We start from the raw sequence: 19,166 nt of genomic DNA, 5'->3' as shown, positions 1-19,166 counted from the left end.
CCGGTCGCCACGGCCTCGACGTCCTGCCACGCCAAAGCGATCCGCATGGACCGGCCCAGCTGGTTCTCCGGATGGCGGTAGTGAAGGGCGCGGCGCACCGGCAACTCCTTGCAGAGATTCGCCGCCTCGTGAAGAATTCCTTCACATGGCGGCACGGGCGACGACGGGCCGGCGGTCAGCCGACCGTCGAGCCGAACACCTCGTCGCGCACCGCGTCCAGGGCGGTGCGCAGCGCGCCGCGCAGGATCGGCTCCTCGGTCAGCCCGGTGCTCACCACCCGGGGCCGGACCAGGGTGATCGCGGCGACCTCGTGCTGCACCCGCTCGGCGAGCGCCGCCCCGCCGGCCCGCCCCACCTCGCCGGCCAGCACCACCAGCGGCGGGTCGAGCACCACGCAGGTGCTCGCCACCCCGAGCGCCAGCCGGCGGGCCAACTCGTCGAGCATCGGGCCGCCGTCGGCGCCGGCGGCGACGGCCGCGCGCACCGCGTCGGCCGCGCCGGCCGCGGCGAAGCCGTGCTCGGCGGCCACCGCGCGGACCGCGTCGGCGCCCGCGAGCTGCTGGAACGCCGGCTTGGCCCGCTTCGACACGTCCCGCGGGATGGGCACGCCGGGCACCGGCAGGTAGCCGATCTCGCCGGCCGCGCCGCTGCTGCCGTGGTGGAGCCGCCCGCCCAGCATGATCGCGAGGCCGACACCGGCGTCCAGCCAGACCAGGACGAAGTCCGCCGTCCCCTGCGCCGCGCCGGACTGTGCCTCGGCCACCGCGGCCAGGTTCACGTCGTTCTCGAAGACCACCGGGGTGTGCAGGTCCTCGCGGAGCGCGGCCAGCAGCCCGCGGTGCCAGCGCGGCAGGTTGAACGCGAAGGTGATGTCGCCGGTGCCCGGGTCGACCAGACCGGGGGTGCCCAGCACGACCCGCCGCACGCTGGACAGCTCCGCGCCGGCGCTGCTGGCCGCCTGGACCACCGCGTTGTGCACCACACCGACCGGGTCGTCGGTATCCTTCGTGGACTGCTCGACCCGGCCCATCACCGCCCCGGTGATGTCGGCGCAGGCGGCCACCACGCGCTCGGCGCCGACGTCCACGCCGACCACGTACGCGCTGCCCGGGCGGACCGCGTAGAGCTGGGCGTTCGGGCCCCGCCCGCCGGCCTGCTCGCCGACCCGGGTGACCAGGCCGCGCTCCTCCAGGCGTTCGACCAGCTGGGACGCGGTGACCTTGGAGAGCCCGGTCAGCTCGCCGATCCGCGCCCGGGTCAGTGGCCCCTGCTCGAGCAGCAACTCCAGCGCGGCGCGATCGTTGAGCGCCCGCAACAGTCGGGGGGTGCCGGGCAGCCGGGTCGCACTCATGCCACGTCCTCAATTTTCAGTAAAGTTTGCTAACCACAAAACGCCTGCCGAGGGGTGTCCGTTAGCGTATCGGCCACCCCGGTCCGGGGCCGTCGGACGACCCGGCAGGGAAAGGGGATACTCGTGGGGTTGGATCCAGGACTCCGGCGGCTCGCGCTGGGCACGCTGCTGGCGGCGTACCCCGGGCCGATCCCGCCCGACTGGGCGGTCGACCTGCTCGCCGAGGGGCTCGCCGGGCACACCCTGTTCGGCACCAACATCCACGACCCGGCCCAGGTGGCGGCGACCACCGCCGCGCTGCGCGCCGGCCGCCCGGACGTGCTCATCGCGATCGACGAGGAGGGCGGGGACGTCACCCGGCTGGCGCACGCCACCGGCAGCCCGTACCCGGGCAACGCCGCCCTCGGCGCGGTCGACGACCCGATCCTGACCCGCCAGGTGTACGCGGCCATCGGCGCCGAGCTGGCCGCCCTCGGCATCAACCTGGACCTCGCCCCGACCGTCGACGTGAACAGCGCCGACGAGAACCCGGTGATCGGCACCCGCTCGTTCGGCGCCGACCCGGCCCGGGTGGCCGCCCACTCGGCCGCCGCGGTCGCCGGCCTCCAGTCCGCCTGCGTGGCCGCCTGCGCCAAGCACTTCCCCGGGCACGGCGCGACGGTCGCCGACTCCCACTACGAGCTGCCCACCGTCGACGTGCCGCCGGCCGTGCTGCGCGAGCGGGACCTGCCGCCGTTCGCCGCGGTCATCGAGGCCGGCGTCCGCGCCGTCATGACCGCGCACATCCGGGTGCCCGCGCTGACCGGCGACGGCCCGGCCACCTTCAGCCGGGCCGTCCTGGTCGACCTGCTGCGCCACGAGTACGGCTTCACCGGCGCTGTGATCACCGACGCCCTGGAGATGAAGGGCGCCGCGCTGGCCGCCGGCGGGGTGGGACCGGCCGCCATCCGCGCGCTGGCCGCCGGGGCGGACCTGCTCTGCATCGGCGCCAAGGTCGACGCCGGCCTGGTGACGCACGTCGTCGAGGAGATCGTGACCGCGCTCGTGGACGGCCGGCTGGACCGGGCCCGGGTCGAGGAGGCCGCCGGCCGGGCCGCCGAGTTGGCCGCCTGGACCGCCGCGGGCGGCAGCGCGGCCACCACGCCGGACGGCCTCGGCTACGCCGCCGCCCTGCGTGCGGTGCGCGTCGAAGGCGACGTCACCGGCCTGACCGCTCCGCTGGTGGTGCAGGTGCACGCCACCTCCACCATCGCCGAGGGGCGGGTGCCGTGGGGGCTGGGCCCGCACCTGGCCGGGGCCGAGGAGGTCCGCGCGGTCGCCGGTGAGACCGACCCGGACGAGCTGCGCGGCCGCGCCGGGGAGCGGCCGATCGTGCTGGTCGGCCGCCACTTGCACCGGTTGCCCGGGGCGCGGGAACTGGTCGACGCGCTGGCCGCCACCCACCCGGTGACCGTGGTGGAGATGGGCTGGCCGAGCGCCTGGCGTCCCACCGGCGCCCGGGCCTTCGTCACCACGTACGGCGCCAGCCACGCCAACGGTCGCGCGGCGGCGCAGGTGCTCGGTCTGGCCGGCTGAGGTCTGCCCGGCCCGTTTTCGGGGTACAGGGTCCGGATGAGCGCCGTGGAGCCCTGGCATCGGGCGGTTGCCGACCTGGTCGCCCGGTCTCACCGGGTGCCCCCGGACGCGCTGCCCACGGCGGTGACCGCGGCGGTGCGCGAGCTCGGCGTGGCCATCACGATCTACGTGGTGGACGTCGAGCAGGAGTCGCTGCGCCCGCTGCCCGAGCCGGGTCGACCGCTGCCGGATCCGCTGCCGATCGAGGCCAGCCTGCCCGGCCGCGCCTACACCGAGGTCCGGGCGCGGGCCGGGCAGGACGGCCGGCTCTGGGTGCCGGTGGTCAACGGCACCGCCCGGCTGGGCCTGCTGGAGGTCCGGCTGCCGGACGGGGCCGACCCGGACGACCCCGCCCTCCGGGACGGCTGCCGGCTGATCGCCGGCCTGATCGGGCACCTGGTGACCAGCAAGATCTCGTACGGGGACGGGCTCCAGCGCGTCCGGCGGAGCGAGCCCGTGGCGGTCTCCGCCGAGCTGCTCTGGCAACTGCTCCCGCCGCTCACCTTCGCCCTCGACACGGTCGCGATCAGCGCGATCCTGGAGCCCTGTTACGAGGTGGGCGGGGACGCGTTCGACTACGCGCTGGACGGTGGCCGGCTCGCGCTCGCGGTGCTGGACGGGGTCGGGCACGGGCTGCCGGCGACGCTGACCACCGCGGTGGCGCTCGCCGCGCTGCGGGCCGCCCGGCGCACCGGCGGCGGGCTGATGGACCAGGTGGTCGCGGTGGAGGCGGCCCTGCGCAGCCAGTGGCGGGACGGGCGGTTCGTGACCGCCGTCCTGGCCGAGGTCGAGGTCGACACGGGCCGGGTCCGGTACGTCAACTGCGGGCATCCCGCCCCGGTGCTGCTGCGCCGGGGCCGGGCCGTGCGCGCCCTGACCGGCGGCCGGCGCCCGCCGCTCGGTTTGAACCTGCCCGGCGGCGAGCCGGGCGAGGCCCGGCTGGAGCCGGAGGACCGGCTGCTGCTCTACACCGACGGGGTGACCGAGGCCCGCGACGCGGCCGGGGAGATGTTCGGGTTGCCCCGGCTCGCCGACCTCGCCGAGCGGCACATCGGCTCGGAGTTGCCCGCACCGGAGACGCTGCGCCGGCTGAGCCGGGCCGTGGCCGCGTACCGGGGCACCGCCTCCCGCGACGACGCCACCATGGTGCTGGTGGAGTGGTCCGGCGCCGCGGCGGCCCGGGTGGAGCCCTGAGGCGGGCTCAGCGCAACCGGCGCCAGCCGGGTTCCACGGCGCCGTCGTCCCGCCCGTCCGACCAGCCGAGCAGGACGTCGACGGCGGTCATCCGCAGCACCCGGGCGACCACCGGCTGCGGGTCGGTCACCCGGAGGGTGGCGCCCCGGCCGACCGCCTCCGCGGCGCCGCGCAGCAGGGCGGCCACCCCGGTCGAGTCGAGGAACGGGACCGCGGCGAGGTCGACCACGACCTCCACCAGGTCCGGCCGGTCCAGCACACGGTCGAGCGCCCGGTCGAACGCGGGCACCCCGGCCATGTCGAGGTCGCCGACCGGGCTGAGGACCAGCCGGCCCGCCCTCTCGTCCCGCGCACCGATCTCCATGACCCGCCCGTCCGCTCCGCCAACGCCGCCGCGACCATACCGGCCGCGCGCCATCCGGCGTACTTGAACACGTTCAAAAACTGACGTACGCTGAGCCGGACTTCGATTTGAACGCGTTCAAGAAAGGCGGCGGCGATGGACGTCAAGGTCTGGATGTACCTGGTCTACCTGGCGGTCAGCATCGGGCTGACCGTCTGGGTGGCCCGGGCGCTCTCCCGCAACGGGCTGGTGTTCCTGGAGGACGTCTTCTCCGACAAGCGGCTGGCCGACGCGGTCAACAGCCTGCTGGTGGTCGGCTTCTACCTGCTCAACCTCGGCTACGTCACGGTGGCCATGAAGGAGGCCGACCCGGTGGGCACCACCAGCGAGGCGCTGGAACAGCTCTCCATGAAGGTGGGCCTGGTGCTGCTGGTCCTCGGCGCGCTGCACTTCTTCAACGTCTTCGCGCTCGGCCGCTACCGGCGCGGGCGACTGCGCCAGCAGGCGGCCACCCACCCGCCGCTCGCCCCGGTCGGCTACCTCCCGCAGCAGGGCGGCCCCCGACCGGTCAACCCGGCCGGACCGACGCCGGGGCAGACGCCGCCCGCCCCGCCACGATGACGCCCGTCCCGGGCGGGCGCCCGACGGATCCCACCGGGCACGGGGCCGGTGGGATCCGCGGGTTCACCGTCCTCTACGACGCGCACTGCCCGCTGTGCCGAACCGCCCGGCAGTGGCTCGCGTCGCGCGCCCAGCTCGTGCCCCTGGAGTTCGTGCCGGCCGGGTCGGCGGAGGCCCGGCGGCGCTTCCCCGGGCTCGACCACGACGCCACGCTGCGGGACCTGACCGTGGTGGCCGACACCGGCGCGGTCTACGCGGGCGACGGCGCCTGGTTCGCCTGCCTCTGGGCCCTGGCCGACCACCGCGCGGCGGCCGAGCGGCTGGCCCGCCCGCACCTGCTGCCGCTGGCCCGGCGGGTGGTGACGACCGCCTCCGCGGTACGTGAGCTGGTCCGGGAACCCCGGCCCGACCCGGGATACGGTGACGACGATGACCGAGCAGACTGCGCCGACGACCGCTGCGGGTGGCCCGAGCACCGGGGCGACGGCCCGGGGTGAGCAGACCCGCCAGCTGATCCTGGACACCGCCATGCGGCTGTTCCGCGAGCGGGGGTACGCGCGCACCACCATGCGTGCCATCGCCCAGGAGGCCGGCGTGGCCGTGGGCAACGCCTACTACTACTTCGGCTCCAAGGAACACCTGATCCAGGAGTTCTACGCGGACACCCAGCGGGAACACCGGGTGGTGGCCGCGCCCGCGCTGGCCCGGGAGTCGGACTTCGCCGCCCGGCTGGCCGCCGTGCTGCACGCCGGGGTGGACGTGCTGACGCCGTACCACTCGTTCGCCGCCAGCTTCTTCAAGACGGCGGCCGAGCCGACCTCGCCGCTCAGCCCGTTCTCCACCGAGTCGTCCGAGCCGCGGGAGGCGTCGGTCGCGCTCTTCCGCGAGGTGCTGGAGGGCTCGACCACCAAGGTGGACGCCGACCTGCGCGAGCCGCTGCCGGAGCTGCTCTGGCTCGGCTACATGGGCGTGGTGCTCTACTGGGTGCACGACCGCTCCCCCGGCCAGGCCAAGACCCGCCAGCTCATCGACGGCGCGGTCCCGCTGGTCGACCGGCTGGTGGGGCTGTCCCGGCTCCGGGTGCTGCGCCCGGTGACCCGCCAGGTTGTCGCCCTGATCCACACGTTGCGTCACTGACCACTCCGGCCACCCGGCCGGACCGGATCGCAGGTCAAGTCCGTAACCGGACAGGGGTCACCGGCCCCTCACCCCTTGCCCGACACGCAACGGACACTTAGCGTTACCAGGGTCGGACCTGGGGGGAGAGGCCGCGGACCGTGGATCCGGCCCGGGATCCACGGTCCGCGCCCGCCTCGGTCACCGCGGGAAGACCCCGTACGAGGTCCAGCCCCGGTCCGGGAAGCCGGCCGCCTCCGCCACCCGCGCCGAGGCGTGGTTGCCGTGGTTGTGCAGGTAGGTGGGGACCGCTCCCTCGTCCAGCACCCGCCGGGCCGCCTGGGCGACCAGCCGGCGGGCCAGCCCGCGCCCGCGCGCCGCCGACACCGTGCCCACGGCCAGCTCGTGCCCGTGCGCGTCGTGCCGCTTGATCCCCGCGCCGGCCAGGTACGCCCCGTCGGCGTCCCGGACCACCAGCACCTCCCGGTCGAACAGCCGCAGCCAGGGCGGCAGCCCGGGCGCGGTCGGCGCGACCCACTCGCCCGCGTCCGGCAGCGGGGCCGGTGCGGTGCTCCACCGGAACAGCCCGGCGTGGGTGGTGAACTCGGGCGTCCCGACCGCCGCCGGGAGGGCGGGCAGCAGCCGGCCGCCGGGTCGCTCCCGGATCAGGTCCCGGACCGCGCCCGCCCGGTCCGGCGGCACCGAGAGGAGCGCGCACTCCGGGGAGGCGACCGCGATGGCCGGGCGCAGCCGCCCGTCCCAGGCCGGCCGGGCCCGCCGGTGCGACCGGACCACGTGCAGCCCGGGACCCGCCGGCCACTGCCCCAACCAGGTCGCCAGGTGCAGGAACAGCCGCCGGTCGAGCACGTGATCACGGTACGCCCGCCCCGCCCGTCCGGCGCGCCCGATCCGCCTGCCCGACGCCGTAAGAACTCGGCAATGTTCCGACCGCTTCCCCATGGCTACGCTGGCCCCCGGTACGGGGAGGTGCGCCGTGGCGCAACGGGTGCTGGTGGTCGACGACGACCGCACGGTCGCCGACGTGGTCTGCCGCTACCTGGAGCACGCCGGCTACGAGGTCGACCACGTCGGCGACGGGGCCGCCGCCCTGGCCGCCGTGGCCCGGCGCCCGCCGCACCTGGTGGTGCTCGACCTCATGCTCCCGGTTTTGGACGGGCTGGAGGTCTGCCGGCGGTTGCGGGAGCGGCCGGACGGCGTACCCATCGTCATGCTCACCGCCCGCGGAGACGAGGCCGACCGGGTCCTCGGCCTGCAACTGGGCGCGGACGACTACCTGAGCAAGCCGTTCTCCCCGCGCGAACTGGTGCTGCGGGTCCGCTCGGTGCTGCGCCGGGCCGGCGGCGACCCGGCCGGCGCACCCCCGGAACTGCTCGCCGACGGCGGCCTGGAGGTGGCGACCGGCCCGCGGGTGGCCCGCCTGCACGGCCGGGAGCTGACCCTGACCCTGCGCGAGTTCGACCTGCTGGCGCACCTGATGCGGCACCCGGCGCGGGCGTTCCGCCGGGCCGAGTTGCTGGAGCGGGTCTGGGGGTGGCGCTTCGGCGACCAGTCGACGGTGACCGTCCACGTGCGGCGGCTCCGGGAGAAGATCGAGGCCGACCCGGCGGCCCCCCGCCGGATCGTCACCGTCTGGGGCGTCGGCTACCGGTACGAGCCGGCCGATGCGTGACCTGGCGCTGATCTTCGGGGCGGCGCTGGTCGCGGCGCTCGCCGTCGGGCTGGCCGGCGCGGTGGCGCTGCGGTCGCTGCGCGGCCGGTCGATCACCGTGCACATCGCCGTGCTGCTCGCCACGACGGTCGGCGCGGTGGCCGCCGGGGTGGCGGTGGTCGCCGAGGCCATGTTCCTCTCCCCGCACGACCTCGAGGTGGTGCTGACCACGCTCTCCGCCGCCGCGGTGGTGAGCCTCGGAGTCGGCTGGCTGTTCGGTCGCCGGCTGGCCGCCGCGGCCGTCTGGGCCGACCAGGCCCGGGAGCGGGAGCGCCGGATCGAGAAGGGACGCCGGGACCTGGTCGCCTGGGTCTCGCATGACCTGCGCACCCCGCTCGCCGGGCTGCGGGCTATGGCCGAGGCGCTGGAGGACGGGGTGGTGGGCGACCCGGCGACGGTGGCCGAGTACCACCGCCGGATCCGGCTGGAGACCGACCGGATGACCCGGCTGGTCGACGACCTGTTCGAGCTGTCCCGGATCAATGCCGGCGCGCTGCGGCTGTCGCTCTCCGCGGTGCCGCTCGGCGACGTGGTGTCCGACGCGCTGGCCGGCACCGCGCCGCTGGCCGCCGCGCGCCGGATCCGGCTCCTCGCCCCCGAGTCGGGCTGGCCGACGGTGACCGCGAGCGAGCCGGAACTGGCCCGGGTGGTGGGGAACCTGCTGCTCAACGCGATCCGCTACACCCCGGAGGACGGCACCGTCCGGGTGGACGCCGGCCGGGACGCCGACACGGCCTGGCTGGCCGTCGCGGACACCTGCGGCGGGATCCCGGAGCGCGACCTGCCCCGGGTGTTCGACGTGGCGTTCCGGGGCGAGCCGGCGCGGACCCCGCGCGCGGCCGACGGCGGAGGCTCGGGCGGGCTGGGGCTGGCCATCGTGCGCGGGCTGATTGAGGCACACGGCGGGCGGGTAGACGTTCAGAACGTCACCGACGGCTGCCGGTTCGTCGTCCGGTTGCCCGCCGTGGGAACCTGACCCATCGATCCCGCGTCATATTCATTTCCATACATGTACAAGTTTCTCTGGGACGGTAATGGTCATGCCGAATCAGCCGAACGACCGGTACCAGCAGGACACCGAGCAGCGCTGGCAGGCCGTCGAGGCCGCCGGGCGGTTCCCGGCGCAAGCCGACTACCGGGGGGCTCGCCGGCGGACACTCTCCTGGGCCGAGCTGAACGCGCTGCCGGCCGGCGCCTCCACCCGGCGCGGCCTCACCGCCCGCTGACCCGTACGACACACCCGGGCGCTCCACGCGGAGCTTTGGCACACCTGTCCGGTAGCGTCTTGTGGTCCGAAACCCGGCCTACGACAGGAGAAGCTCCGCGCATGGGCAAGAAGACGATCCACGTCTCCGACTTCAGCGGCCAGGTGCTGCGCCCCGACGACGAGGTGGTCAAGGTCGTCGTGCTGGAGCACCCGGACCTGGTCGCCGGGCCCGTGCGACTGGACGCCACCCCGGTCGAGGTGGAGAGCATCGACGACGCGGCGCTGGACGTGGCCGTCGTCGAGATCCACGACAAGCACGGCGGGGGCGAGCCGCGCCGGGTCGTGCTCACCGCCAGCGAGTTCGACGCGATGGCCACCGACGTGCCGATGGCGCAACTGCTGCGCACCGCCGAGCGGGTCAAGCCGCCGAAGGCCCGGCGGGTCGCCGAGAAGATCGACTACGGCACCGTCGAGCACGCCGGCAAGCCACACCGCGGCCGGGTCACCGAGGAGGAGGCCCGACTGGTCCGCGAGCAGCTCGACGAGGTGAACAAGCGCCTCGCGGACGCGGGGATCCGCCAGGTCGACCCGGCCGACCCGGAGCACGCGGCCCGCTACGGCTTCCCCACCGCCTGACGCCCCGACGCCGGGCACGCGCCCCCGTGGCGCGTGCCCGGCCGGTGCGGGTCAGGCCCGCTTGCGGGTGATCTCGGCCAGGGCGCCCTCGACCGCGGACTCCAGAGCCGCCTTCTCCAGCCCGAGCCCGGTGAGCACGCCGTCGCCGCCCTCCTCCTCGAGCAGGGCGAGCAGGATGTGCTCGGTGCCGACGTAGTTGTGGCCGAGTCGCAGCGCCTCCCGGAAGGTCAGCTCCAGGACCTTCTTGGCCCGCGCGTCGTAGGGGATGAGGTCCGGGACCTGGTCGGCCTTCGCCGGCAGGGTCCCGCTGACCGCCTCCCGCAGCCGCTCCAGGGGTACGCCCCGAGCCACGATCAGCGCGGCGGCGAGCCCCTCCGGCTCGGCGAGCAGGCCGAGGGCGACGTGCCCCGGGGTGATCTCCGCGTTGCCGGCGGCGCGTGCCTCCTCCTGCGAGGACAGCACCACGTTGCGGGCTCGCTGGGTGAACCGGCCGAACCCGGCGTTCGGGTCGAGCGCGGCGGCCGTTTCGGCCTTCGCGGCGGACCGCTTCTGGGCGGCCTGCTTGCTCACCCCCATGCTGCGGCCGATCTCCGTCCAGGAGGCCCCCGACCGGCGGGCCTGGTCGACGAAGTGCCCAATCAGGTGGTCGGCGATGTCGCCCAGGTGGTCGGCGACCAGGACGGCGCCGGCGAGCTGGTCCAGCGCGTCGCCGTGCACCTTCTTGATGCCCTCGATCAGCTCGTCGAGGCGTACCGGATGGTCCATCTTCAGCGGCTCGGTCTCCTCCATGCGTCAACCATAGGTTGACGACCACGCCGCGTCAACCACCGGTTGACGATCTCCCGGGGCGCGGACGACGAAGCGCCCCGACCCGCGAGAGCGGGCCGGGGCGCCTGGTGGAGCGTGCGATCAGGCGACGAAGCGGGTACGGCGACGCCGGGCGATCAGGTAACCGCCCCCGCCGAGCAGCAGCAGCGCGCCGCCAACCCCGGCCAGGACGCCGATGTTCGCGCCGGTCACCGGCAGACCGCCGCCGGCGCCACTCTCGCCGGGCGCGCCCGGGGTTCCGCTGGGCACGGCCGTCGGCTCGGTGCCGCCCGTCGGGGTGGCGGTCGGGGTCGCCCCGGGGGTCGGGGTGGGCTGGGTGGTCGGCGGCGTCACGAGCTGGGCGTACGCGAAGTTGATCGCCCGCGGCGTCTCCGGCAGCGGCAGCTCCCGCTCGGCCAGCGTCAGGGCCGCCTCGGTGCCGCGTACCGCCGTGGTGCCCTGGCCGGCGTCGCCGTCGGCGAGCTTCTGCACGCCACCCTGGGCGTCGACCCACTCCTTGCTGTACCAGCGGAAGACGATCGAGGTGACCTTGTCGGGCCGCGCGTCGGCCTTGGCGGTCACCACGTCACCGACGATCGCGAGGGTCTGCTTCGCGGCCAGCTCGCTGTCGAACTCGCACCAGGCGGCCTCCAGGTTGCTGTCCACCGCGTACCAGCAGTTGTCGTGCTTGACGGCGAGGTCCAGGTCGTCGAGCACCCGGATCTGGACCACGAGCCCCTGAACCGGAGCGTCGCCGAGGTTGGTCACGCCGAGCGCGGCCGGCACCACCTCGCCGGGCTTGACCGGGTACTTCAGGTTGAGGCCCGTGGCCGGGTCCAGCTCGGTGACGGCGGCCAGCGTGGCGCTGTCCAGGGCCGGAGCGGCGTGCCCGGCGGCCGGCAGGGCGGCGACGCCGGCGGCGAGGACCGAGGCCCCCAGGGCGAGGCGGGCGGCGAAACGTACGGTCATGCGAAACCCCCGTATTCAGGATGACCGCAAGACCCTACTCACCCGCGCCGGGCGGCGGGGCCCGGCGAATGCCGCATACCGGTCGCGCGCATCCACTGTGGTCCACGCCATAGCCCGGGGTGGAGACGCCGCTGGCCGGCACCCCGTGTTCGGGGTGCCGGCCAGCTTGCGTGTGTCAGCTGTTCCAGTACTGGTTGACGATGTCGGCGGCCTGCTGCTCCCACTGGGCGTAGGCGTCCGGGTAGGCCGAGACCTGCACGGTCTGCGCGGCCTCGGTCAGCGGCATGTCCTGCCAGCCGTCGACCTGCTTCAGACCCTTGAGGAACGCCAGCGTCGAGTACTCGGGGTCGGTGATCTGCTCCGGCGTGCCCCAACCGCTGGACGGGCGCTGCTGGAACAGGCCCAGCGAGTCATGGTCGTTGCGGTCGCCGAGGTGGCCCAGGTTCTCCAGCTTCGACTCCTGCAGCGACGTCGCGATCGAGACCACCGCCGCCCGCTCCGGGAGACCAGCCTTCTTCGTCGCCGCGATGATCGCCTTCGCGTTGCCCACCTGCTCGTCGCTCAGGTCGATCCGCGACTGCGCGCCCTGCACACCATGCGGGATCAGCTTGCCCGCGTCCGGCTTCTCGGCCTGCACCACCGCCGCCTCCGACAGCCCCGCCGTCGGCGCCGCCTCGTGATGGTTCAGCGGACCGGCGGCCAGACCACCGGCGAAAGCCAGACCAGCAATACCCAGCACGCTCTTACGCAGCATCGTGTTCATGGGGGGTAGCTCCATTCGGGGGTTGGCGCACACACACGCCGACGGGGGTCGGCTAGGGGTGGTGGTGTGCGCAAGCGCCGTCAGGCGCTCAAAAGTCTTGGGGGATCATCGGCGCGCGGGGCGAGAGCCTCTTCGTCGCGCCGGGACCATGTACAACGACCGGCGGCCCACCATCATTCCGGGCCCGGCCACCCCGACCGGCGGGGCGTCCTCCTCGGTCGTGCACGGGGATACAACGACCCCCACCCACCGGCCATTCCACCGCCAGGGTGCCGCCGGCCACGCCGACCACCCGCACGAAACGGACACTCGCCCCAGCTCGACGCCCGTCGGTGGAACGCCATGGAGGCATCCCGACCCCGGAGACATCCATGGCGTTCCACTCAAGCGGTCGCGTTGGGCGGGAACCGGACATTCGCCGCACGACGGCGCAGACGATGTCGGACAGGCGAGACCCTTGGACGGGGTGGGGGGTGGGGTGGGCCGGAAGGGCGTCAGGCCCGGTCCGAGGAGGACCGGGCCTGACCGAACCGTGCGCCGCCAGGGACTCGAACCCCGAACCCGCGGATTAAGAGTCCGCTGCTCTGCCAGTTGAGCTAGCGGCGCTCGCCGGCAACGGCAGGAACGTTAACACGCCGCCGAGTGGCCCCCGCCAGGGGCGGCCACCCGTTCCACCGCGGGTGCCGCCCGACCCCGACCCAGGGCCGAAACAGGGCACCCTGTGGCAGACAGAACTCAGGCCCGGTGCATCGCACCGGGCCTGAGTTTCGCTTGTTGTGCGCCGCCAGGGACTCGAACCCCGAACCCGCGGATTAAGAGTCCGCTGCTCTGCCAGTTGAGCTAGCGGCGCTCGCTGACAACGGGGAGAACCTTAGCACGCGCGCCGAGCCGGGTTCCAATCCGATACCGGGCTCCACCCTTCGGTCGAGCTTAAGCGGCGAAAGCCCGCAAAGTTCGCAGCTGTCCGGCGACGGGGCGCAGTGTACGGGCCCTCATGCGGCACGATGTCCGCCAGGCACGCGAGAACAGAGGTGGGGATGGGCAGGTTCGCGCGGGCCGGGGCGATGGTGGGTGCCCTGGTCCTCACGGCGTCGCTGGCACTGACCGGGTGCGGCGACGACCAGAAGAAGCCGGCGTTCGTGGCCGGCGCGCAGCAGGGCGACGCGGCCGAGACCCCGTCGCCGGGCACGTCGGGCGAGCCGAGCCAGCCCGCCCTGCCGGCGCTGGCGGTGAGTCCGGCCGACGGGTCCGACAAGCGCCCCGTCAGCACCGAGATCAGCGCCCGGATCCCGGGTGGCGGCAAGGTGTCGAAGGTCGTCCTCACCGCCGCCAACGGCGCGACCGTCGCCGGGCGACTGCGCCGGGACGGCTCGTCCTGGGTGCCGTCGGCCCCGCTGAAGTACGCGACCCGGTACACCGCCACGGTCACCGGCGCCGGCGCGGACGGCCAGACCCGGCAGGGCACCAGCAGCTTCACCACGATGGCCAAGCCGAAGTCGATGATCGGCTCCGGGCTCTACATGTTCAGCGGCAAGACGTACGGGGTGGCCATGCCGGTGGTCGCCGAGTTCTCCCCGGGCATCCCGAAGAAGGATCGCGCCGCGGTGCAGAAGCGGATGTTCGTGCAGACCGACCCGCCGCAGCCGGGCGCCTGGCACTGGCTCTACAACGGCACGCAGGCCTACTACCGGGCGCCGGAGTACTGGAAGCCGGGCACCACGATCACCGTCCGGCTGGCGCTGGCCGGGATCCCGCTCAGCAACGGCCGCTACGGCAACGTCGACCGGAGCGCCACCGCCAAGATCGGCCGGGCCTTCGAGATGAAGGTCGACAACGCCACCAAGCAGATGACGGTGTACGAGAACGGCGCGGTGATCCGCACCCTGCCGGTGAGCCTGGGCAAGAAGAGCACCCCCTCCTCCAGCGGCACCATGGTGGTGATGGAGAAGAAGGAGTCCACGGTCTTCGACACCCGCGACGAGCCGGACCCCCGTAACCAGTACGTCACCGAGATCGACTTCGCCCAGCGGCTCACCTGGGGCGGCGAGTACATCCACGCGGCGCCCTGGTCGGAGGGCGTGCAGGGCCGGCAGAACGTCTCGCACGGCTGCGTCAACGTTTCGATGGCGATGGGCCGGTGGCTCTTCGGCAAGACGCTGGTCGGCGACCCGATCACGGTGAAGGGCACCGACCGCCGGCTGGAGCCGGGCAACGGCTGGACGGCCTGGAGCATGAGCTGGCGGCAGTTCGTCGAGGGCAGCGCCCTGCCGGTGCCCGAGGGCGGCCAGGGCTCGCCCTTCTGAGCAGGCGTAACGTGGGCGGACGCGCCACTGTCGGTGGCCGTTCGTCCGCGTACCGCCGGGGCGGAGGGGAGACCACTCCGCTCGACAAAGCGCCGCACGATATCGGAATCGTTACATCACGGGCGGGGTGTTTCGGTTCACAGCCGGCAACGGGTAACCGTTCCGGTGCGTCTGTAGGGGACGATGGGACCCGGGACCACGACTGTGAGGGAAACATGCGAGCTAGCCAGGACGAGCTGATCCGGGGCGGGACCGCCCGGCGCGGCGGGCGACGCCGCGTGTTCGCGGCCGCGGTGCTCGCCGCCGCCATGGCGCTGACCGGCTGCACCAGCGGCGACGGCGGGGACAAGTCGTCGAGTTGGCAGGGCGGCGGGGAGAGCGGCCCGAAGGCGGCGGCCACCATCACCGAGCCCGCCGCCGACGCCAAGGACGTGCCGGCCTCCACCGCCCTCAGCTTCACCACGAAGGACGCGGAGGAGACCACCGTCGAGCTGAAGGACTCCGCCGGCAAGGCCGTCGAGGGCCAACTCGCGAAGGACGGGAAGAGCTGGCTGCCGGACGGCGCGCTGGACTACGGCGAGACGTACACCGCCACGGTGACCGCGACCGGCGACGACGGCAAGCCGGCCACCGCGACCAGCACCTTCACCACCATGGCGAAGCCGGGCAAGCAGATTCGGGTCACCAGCTTCCTCGGCGACAACCAGGTCGTCGGCGTGGCCATGCCGCTGATCGTCAAGTTCGGCCGGGCCATCCCGGAGGACTACCGCGACGACCTGCAGCGCCGGATGACGGTCACCGCCAAGCCCGTCCAGGAGGGCATCTGGCACTGGGTGAGCCCGACCGAGGTGCACTACCGGCCGAAGGTGTACTGGAAGGCCAACAGCACGGTCAGCTACAAGGTGCAGGCGGGTGGGCTGCCGCTCGGCGACGGCTGGTACGGCCGCTCCGACCTCACCGTCGACATCAAGATCGGCCCGTCGTTCGTGATGACCGTGGAGAACCGCACCAAGCGGATGACGGTCACCAAGGACGGCAAGGTGATCAAGACGATCCTGGTGAGCCTCGGCAAGAAGACCACCCCGTCGTCCAGCGGCACCATGGTGGTGATCGAGAAGCTCCGCCACACGGTCTTCGACACCATGGAGGAGCTGGGCCCGGAGGAGGGCTACCGCACCGAGATCGACTACGCCCAGCGGCTCACCTGGGGCGGCGAGTTCATCCACGCCGCACCCTGGTCGGAGGGCGTGCAGGGCCGGACCAACGTCTCGCACGGCTGCGTGAACGTCTCGATGAAGGACGGCAACTGGCTCTTCGCCAACACCCGCATGGGCGACCCGATCACGGTGAAGGGCACCGAGCGCAAGCTCCAGAACGGCAACGGCTGGACCGACTGGAACATGAGTTGGGACGAGTACGTCAAGGGCAGCGCCGTGCCGTACGAGCCGCCGGCCGAGCCGGGCGACGACACCAGCCCGGCCGCCGACGAGCCGAGCGTCGAGCCGACCCCCTGACCGACGGCACCGAGCGGCCTCCTCCACCCCGGAGGGGGCCGCTCTGCGTTTGTCCGGCCGGAACAAGCCGGCCCGGATACGACGGAAGCCCCCTCCCGCAGGAGGGGGCTTCGTCATCTGGGGTGACTGATGGGAATTGAACCCACGACAACCGGGACCACAACCCGGTGCTCTGCCAACTGAGCTACAGCCACCATGCTCTCCGCGCCGGTCGACCCGGGCGGGGCGCGGACTAATAATAGCCACACCCCTGTCGGCGCCGTCCACCGGGTTCCGGGCGGCCCGCCCGGCGGGGCTCAGAGCTGGGCGGCGATCGCCTTGGCGCTCTCCACGTCCGGACCGGGCAGCGGCACGAAGACCGTCCGCCGGTAGTACTCCAGCTCGCGGATGCTCTCCCGGATGTCGGCCAGCGCCCGGTGGGCCAGCCCCTTCTGGGGCTGCCCGAAGTACACCCGCGGGTACCAGCGCCGGCAGAGCTCCTTGATCGAGGAGACGTCGATCATCCGGTAGTGCAGGTGGGCGTCCAGCCGGGGCATGTCGCGGGCGATGAAGCCGCGGTCGGTGGCGATCGAGTTGCCGCAGAGCGGGGCAGTCCGCGGGTCCTTCACGTGGCTGGCGACGTAGTCGAGGACCATGTCCTCGGCCTCGGCGAGGGTGACCGTGGAGCGGCGCACCTCCTCGGTGAGGCCGGATTTGCCGTGCATGGTGCGCACGATCTCCGGCATCGCCTCCAGCGCCGCCTCGTCGGCGTGGATGACCACGTCGACGCCCTCCCCCAGCACATTGAGGTCGGGGTCGGTGACGAGAGCGGCGACCTCGATCAGCTTGTCCCGGCCGAGGTCTAACCCGGTCATCTCACAGTCGATCCAGACGAGAAGATCAGCCACCGCAACAGACTACGCGCCGCCGACCCGCCCGCGCCTGAAGCACCCTCGCCGAGGTGGACCGCTAGGGTTTTCCCGTGCCAGCCGAACCCGTCGCGCCACCCGCCGTCACCGACGACGATCCGGGCGGGCGTACGGCCCGTCGGCTGGTCACGGTGGTGGCGCTCGCGGCGGTGCTGCCGGCGCTCTACCTGCCCGGCCTGGTGCACGACTTCTTCGATCTCAAGATCTACATGCGGGCGATGGACTGGTGGGCGGCCGGCCACCCGCTCTACGACTACGTCCAGCCGGACCGGGTGCAGGGCGCGCTCTACTTCACCTATCCCCCGTTCGCGGCGCTGCTGCTGCGGCCGTTCGCGCTGCTGCCGCTCGGCGCCACCATCGCGATCTTCACGGTGCTGACCGTGGTCGGCGTGGTGGTGACCACCCGCTGGCTGGTGCTGCCCGTGGTCCGGCGGCACGACCTGCCCAGGCTGTTCACCGTCACGGTCGCCGTGCTGCTGGTCCTGGCGGTGGAGAGCACCCGGGAGACGCTCACCTTCGGGCAGATCAACATGCTGCTGGTGGTCCTGATCCTGAGCGACCTGCTGTTCGCCGTACCTCAGGGGCGGCGCTGGGCCGGCGTGGGCGTGGGACTGGCGGCGGCGCTCAAGCTCTTCCCCGGCATCTTCGTGCTCTACCTGCTGGCCACCCGGCGCTGGCGGGCGGCCGTGGTGGCCGCCGTGACCGCGGCGCTGGCCACGCTGCTCGCGGCGGCGGTCGCGCCCGGCGACTCGTGGCGGTTCTGGACCCACGAGCTGTGGGCGACCGACCGGGTGGGCCGGACCGACTACACCGGCAACCAGTCGCTGTTCGGCCTGCTCAGCCGGATCACCGCGCCGGACAAGCCCAGCCAGCTTCCCTGGCTGCTGCTGGCGCTGCTGGTCGCCGGGTACGGGCTGTGGCGGGCCGCCCGCGCGGCCCGGGCCGGGGACGCGCTGGCCGGCCTCACCCTGACCGGCCTGGTCGGTGGGCTGGTCAGCCCGATCACCTGGACCCACCACCTCTACTGGTTCATCCCGGCGGTGGTGGTGCTGGTCGACGCGGCGCTGGCCGCCGACCGGGACACGGTGGAGGGTGCCCGCCGGCGGCGCTGGTTGCTCGTCCTCGCCGTCGGCACCGGCTTCGTGATCGTCTACGGGGTGGTCACCTTCCAGGACTGGGGTGTCGCACCGGCGCGCACCGACAACCCGGGCGAGTTCGTCGCCCGCAACGCGTACGTGCTGCTCAGCCTGCTGCTGCTGGCCGTGCTGCCGAGCCGCCGGCGGGCGCCGGAGCGGGCCGGGACCGCGGCCGGGAACTTGCACTAACTGGACAGACCTCGCGACAAGCGGCGTTCGGCGCTAATCTGGTCCCAACTACCTCAGGTTTCTCCCAGGTAGCACCGATCCCCCGGTGACGGTGGCCCTCCGCGTCGGCAGCGCGGAGGGCCGCCCGCCGTCGGAGGGCCGGTTCACTCGTCGACCGGCGGGGCCGGCCGGACCGGGCGGGGCGTCCCGGCGGTGGTCACCGGGGGCCACGACCACTCCGGGTCGGGCAGGTCGGCGAGGCTCCCCGGCCGCCGGCTCGGCACCGGGCCGATGGCCGCGCGGGACCGCTCGGCGGGCGCCGACCCGACGGAGACCAGTTGCCGATCCGGCAGGGTGGACGGCTCCGGCCGCCGGCCCAGCCCGCTGAGCGAGCTGACCCCCAGCCGGCCGGCCAGCACCGGAACCTGGTCCGGCTCGACGACGAAGACCACCTCGCGCGGGCGGACCGGGCGCAGCAGCAGCACCACGGCGAGGACCACCAGCAGCGTCCCGCCGGCCAGCAGCGCCCAGGCCACCCCGGGGAACCAGCCGGCGCGCAGTTCGGCGCGCAGGTCCAGGGCCAGGTCGGCCCGCCCGTCCGGCCGCATCACCACCAGGCTCAGCGACCGGTCGGCCAGCTCGGCCGGGCTCCACTCCAGGGCGCCGATCCCCTCGCGTACCCAGAAGTCCTGGCCGAGCGGGACGGCGGCGGCGGTGCCGGCGGTGGCCGGGTCGAGGCGGACCGGCAGCGGCCCGCGGGCCAGCGCGACCCGGCGCACGGCGGCGT

19 protein-coding genes, 3 tRNA genes and 1 pseudogene are annotated in these 19,166 nt (G+C 73.7%); 12 read left to right on the top strand and 11 right to left on the bottom strand.

Annotated features, from left to right (window positions below; genetic code table 11):
* Positions 1–175 precede the first annotated feature (175 nt).
* A complete protein-coding gene (locus ABZV78_RS22910) occupies positions 176–1,351 on the bottom strand; it encodes an ROK family transcriptional regulator (protein ID WP_355641563.1) in 1,176 nt (391 codons plus the stop codon).
* Between the two features lie 123 nt (positions 1,352–1,474).
* Here ABZV78_RS22910 and ABZV78_RS22905 point away from each other — a divergent pair, with 123 nt between their 5' ends.
* Positions 1,475–2,926, top strand: a complete 1,452-nt coding sequence (locus ABZV78_RS22905) for a glycoside hydrolase family 3 N-terminal domain-containing protein (protein ID WP_355641561.1) — start codon at positions 1,475–1,477, stop codon at positions 2,924–2,926.
* Positions 2,927–2,962: 36 nt separating this feature from the next.
* Positions 2,963–4,159: a PP2C family protein-serine/threonine phosphatase gene (locus ABZV78_RS22900; protein ID WP_355641559.1), complete on the top strand. Its 1,197-nt coding sequence runs from the start codon at positions 2,963–2,965 to the stop codon at positions 4,157–4,159.
* 7 nt (positions 4,160–4,166) lie between these two features.
* Here the strand turns inward: ABZV78_RS22900 and ABZV78_RS22895 are convergent, their stop codons facing one another.
* Complete coding sequence (locus tag ABZV78_RS22895; protein WP_355641557.1) at positions 4,167–4,523, bottom strand: STAS domain-containing protein; 357 nt, start codon at positions 4,521–4,523, stop codon at positions 4,167–4,169.
* Positions 4,524–4,658: 135 nt separating this feature from the next.
* On the opposite strand from ABZV78_RS22895, the gene ABZV78_RS22890 reads away from it, so the two are divergent.
* The 3 genes from ABZV78_RS22890 to ABZV78_RS22880 are packed head-to-tail and all read left to right on the top strand — an operon-like array spanning position 4,659 to position 6,260.
* On the top strand, positions 4,659–5,123 hold the full coding sequence (locus tag ABZV78_RS22890; protein WP_355641556.1) for a hypothetical protein: 465 nt from the start codon (positions 4,659–4,661) through the stop codon (positions 5,121–5,123).
* Complete coding sequence (locus tag ABZV78_RS22885) at positions 5,120–5,620, top strand: DCC1-like thiol-disulfide oxidoreductase family protein (protein ID WP_355641555.1); 501 nt, start codon at positions 5,120–5,122, stop codon at positions 5,618–5,620. The genes ABZV78_RS22890 and ABZV78_RS22885 overlap by 4 nt, the downstream gene beginning before the upstream one ends.
* Positions 5,553–6,260 (top strand): TetR family transcriptional regulator, encoded by a 708-nt coding sequence (locus ABZV78_RS22880; protein WP_355641554.1) that lies wholly within the window; start codon positions 5,553–5,555, stop codon positions 6,258–6,260. Before ABZV78_RS22885 ends, ABZV78_RS22880 begins: the two co-directional genes overlap by 68 nt.
* Positions 6,261–6,440: 180 nt before the next feature.
* Here the strand turns inward: ABZV78_RS22880 and ABZV78_RS22875 are convergent, their stop codons facing one another.
* Positions 6,441–7,106: a GNAT family N-acetyltransferase gene (locus tag ABZV78_RS22875; protein ID WP_355641553.1), complete on the bottom strand. Its 666-nt coding sequence runs from the start codon at positions 7,104–7,106 to the stop codon at positions 6,441–6,443.
* Between the two features lie 127 nt (positions 7,107–7,233).
* Here ABZV78_RS22875 and ABZV78_RS22870 point away from each other — a divergent pair, with 127 nt between their 5' ends.
* From ABZV78_RS22870 to ABZV78_RS22855, 4 genes are all read left to right on the top strand, one after another.
* Positions 7,234–7,929, top strand: a complete 696-nt coding sequence (locus tag ABZV78_RS22870) for a response regulator transcription factor (protein ID WP_355641552.1) — start codon at positions 7,234–7,236, stop codon at positions 7,927–7,929.
* Entirely contained in the window at positions 7,922–8,944 is a 1,023-nt protein-coding gene (locus tag ABZV78_RS22865; RefSeq protein ID WP_355641550.1) for an ATP-binding protein, read from the top strand. Before ABZV78_RS22870 ends, ABZV78_RS22865 begins: the two co-directional genes overlap by 8 nt.
* A 64-nt stretch (positions 8,945–9,008) precedes the next feature.
* The gene (locus ABZV78_RS22860; protein ID WP_355641548.1) at positions 9,009–9,194 is read left to right on the top strand and encodes a DNA repair protein; all 186 of its coding nucleotides are present in this window, start codon (positions 9,009–9,011) and stop codon (positions 9,192–9,194) included.
* A 101-nt stretch (positions 9,195–9,295) separates the two neighbouring features.
* Complete coding sequence (locus ABZV78_RS22855) at positions 9,296–9,811, top strand: hypothetical protein (RefSeq protein WP_355641546.1); 516 nt, start codon at positions 9,296–9,298, stop codon at positions 9,809–9,811.
* A gap of 51 nt (positions 9,812–9,862) precedes the next feature.
* Here the strand turns inward: ABZV78_RS22855 and ABZV78_RS22850 are convergent, their stop codons facing one another.
* From ABZV78_RS22850 to ABZV78_RS22830, 5 genes are all read right to left on the bottom strand, one after another.
* Positions 9,863–10,600 carry a Clp protease N-terminal domain-containing protein gene (locus tag ABZV78_RS22850; protein WP_355641544.1) on the bottom strand — a complete coding sequence of 246 codons (738 nt, stop codon included), beginning with the start codon at positions 10,598–10,600 and terminating at the stop codon, positions 9,863–9,865.
* Between the two features lie 120 nt (positions 10,601–10,720).
* Positions 10,721–11,587, bottom strand: coding sequence for an LPXTG cell wall anchor domain-containing protein (locus ABZV78_RS22845; protein ID WP_355641542.1), 867 nt, complete (start codon positions 11,585–11,587; stop codon positions 10,721–10,723).
* A 175-nt stretch (positions 11,588–11,762) separates the two neighbouring features.
* The gene (locus ABZV78_RS22840; RefSeq protein ID WP_355641541.1) at positions 11,763–12,350 is read right to left on the bottom strand and encodes a hypothetical protein; all 588 of its coding nucleotides are present in this window, start codon (positions 12,348–12,350) and stop codon (positions 11,763–11,765) included.
* 533 nt (positions 12,351–12,883) lie between these two features.
* Positions 12,884–12,956 (bottom strand) — tRNA-Lys (locus ABZV78_RS22835).
* 171 nt (positions 12,957–13,127) lie between these two features.
* Positions 13,128–13,200, bottom strand: a tRNA-Lys gene (locus ABZV78_RS22830).
* A 187-nt stretch (positions 13,201–13,387) separates the two neighbouring features.
* Here ABZV78_RS22830 and ABZV78_RS22825 point away from each other — a divergent pair.
* Positions 13,388–14,653, top strand: a complete 1,266-nt coding sequence (locus ABZV78_RS22825) for an Ig-like domain-containing protein (RefSeq protein ID WP_355641539.1) — start codon at positions 13,388–13,390, stop codon at positions 14,651–14,653.
* Between the two features lie 215 nt (positions 14,654–14,868).
* Complete coding sequence (locus ABZV78_RS22820) at positions 14,869–16,167, top strand: Ig-like domain-containing protein (protein WP_355641537.1); 1,299 nt, start codon at positions 14,869–14,871, stop codon at positions 16,165–16,167.
* Between the two features lie 118 nt (positions 16,168–16,285).
* Here ABZV78_RS22820 and ABZV78_RS22815 read toward each other — a convergent pair.
* Together ABZV78_RS22815 and orn are read right to left on the bottom strand one after the other, a co-directional pair.
* Positions 16,286–16,361: transfer RNA gene (locus ABZV78_RS22815), tRNA-His, on the bottom strand.
* Between the two features lie 102 nt (positions 16,362–16,463).
* Complete coding sequence (orn, locus tag ABZV78_RS22810; RefSeq protein WP_355641535.1) at positions 16,464–17,054, bottom strand: oligoribonuclease; 591 nt, start codon at positions 17,052–17,054, stop codon at positions 16,464–16,466.
* Positions 17,055–17,128: 74 nt separating this feature from the next.
* Here orn and ABZV78_RS22805 point away from each other — a divergent pair, with 74 nt between their 5' ends.
* On the top strand, positions 17,129–18,400 hold the full coding sequence (locus ABZV78_RS22805) for a glycosyltransferase 87 family protein (protein ID WP_355641533.1): 1,272 nt from the start codon (positions 17,129–17,131) through the stop codon (positions 18,398–18,400).
* Positions 18,401–18,448: 48 nt separating this feature from the next.
* On the opposite strand, the pseudogene ABZV78_RS22800 reads toward ABZV78_RS22805, so the two are convergent.
* Positions 18,449–18,969 (bottom strand): annotated as a pseudogene (locus tag ABZV78_RS22800) (hypothetical protein); the annotation flags it as partial.
* Positions 18,970–19,166: the final 197 nt, after the last annotated feature.

Source organism: Micromonospora sp. NPDC004540 (assembly GCF_040610095.1).
Classification (GTDB): domain Bacteria; phylum Actinomycetota; class Actinomycetes; order Mycobacteriales; family Micromonosporaceae; genus Micromonospora.
This window is presented reverse-complemented; position numbering and strand designations above follow the sequence as displayed.

What these genes read in the sequence shown, in the direction of transcription:
- ABZV78_RS22910 (WP_355641563.1), bottom strand. Translation starts at nt 1,351, where the DNA reads ATGAGTGCGACCCGGCTGCCCGGCACCCCCCGACTGTTGCGGGCGCTC.
- ABZV78_RS22885 (WP_355641555.1), top strand. Translation starts at nt 5,120, where the DNA reads ATGACGCCCGTCCCGGGCGGGCGCCCGACGGATCCCACCGGGCACGGG.
- ABZV78_RS22840 (WP_355641541.1), bottom strand. Translation starts at nt 12,350, where the DNA reads ATGAACACGATGCTGCGTAAGAGCGTGCTGGGTATTGCTGGTCTGGCT.
- ABZV78_RS22895 (WP_355641557.1), bottom strand. Translation starts at nt 4,523, where the DNA reads ATGGAGATCGGTGCGCGGGACGAGAGGGCGGGCCGGCTGGTCCTCAGC.
- ABZV78_RS22820 (WP_355641537.1), top strand. Translation starts at nt 14,869, where the DNA reads ATGCGAGCTAGCCAGGACGAGCTGATCCGGGGCGGGACCGCCCGGCGC.
- ABZV78_RS22865 (WP_355641550.1), top strand. Translation starts at nt 7,922, where the DNA reads ATGCGTGACCTGGCGCTGATCTTCGGGGCGGCGCTGGTCGCGGCGCTC.
- ABZV78_RS22855 (WP_355641546.1), top strand. Translation starts at nt 9,296, where the DNA reads ATGGGCAAGAAGACGATCCACGTCTCCGACTTCAGCGGCCAGGTGCTG.
- ABZV78_RS22850 (WP_355641544.1), bottom strand. Translation starts at nt 10,600, where the DNA reads ATGGAGGAGACCGAGCCGCTGAAGATGGACCATCCGGTACGCCTCGAC.
- ABZV78_RS22900 (WP_355641559.1), top strand. Translation starts at nt 2,963, where the DNA reads ATGAGCGCCGTGGAGCCCTGGCATCGGGCGGTTGCCGACCTGGTCGCC.
- ABZV78_RS22825 (WP_355641539.1), top strand. Translation starts at nt 13,388, where the DNA reads ATGGGCAGGTTCGCGCGGGCCGGGGCGATGGTGGGTGCCCTGGTCCTC.
- ABZV78_RS22890 (WP_355641556.1), top strand. Translation starts at nt 4,659, where the DNA reads ATGGACGTCAAGGTCTGGATGTACCTGGTCTACCTGGCGGTCAGCATC.
- ABZV78_RS22860 (WP_355641548.1), top strand. Translation starts at nt 9,009, where the DNA reads ATGCCGAATCAGCCGAACGACCGGTACCAGCAGGACACCGAGCAGCGC.
- ABZV78_RS22845 (WP_355641542.1), bottom strand. Translation starts at nt 11,587, where the DNA reads ATGACCGTACGTTTCGCCGCCCGCCTCGCCCTGGGGGCCTCGGTCCTC.
- ABZV78_RS22880 (WP_355641554.1), top strand. Translation starts at nt 5,553, where the DNA reads ATGACCGAGCAGACTGCGCCGACGACCGCTGCGGGTGGCCCGAGCACC.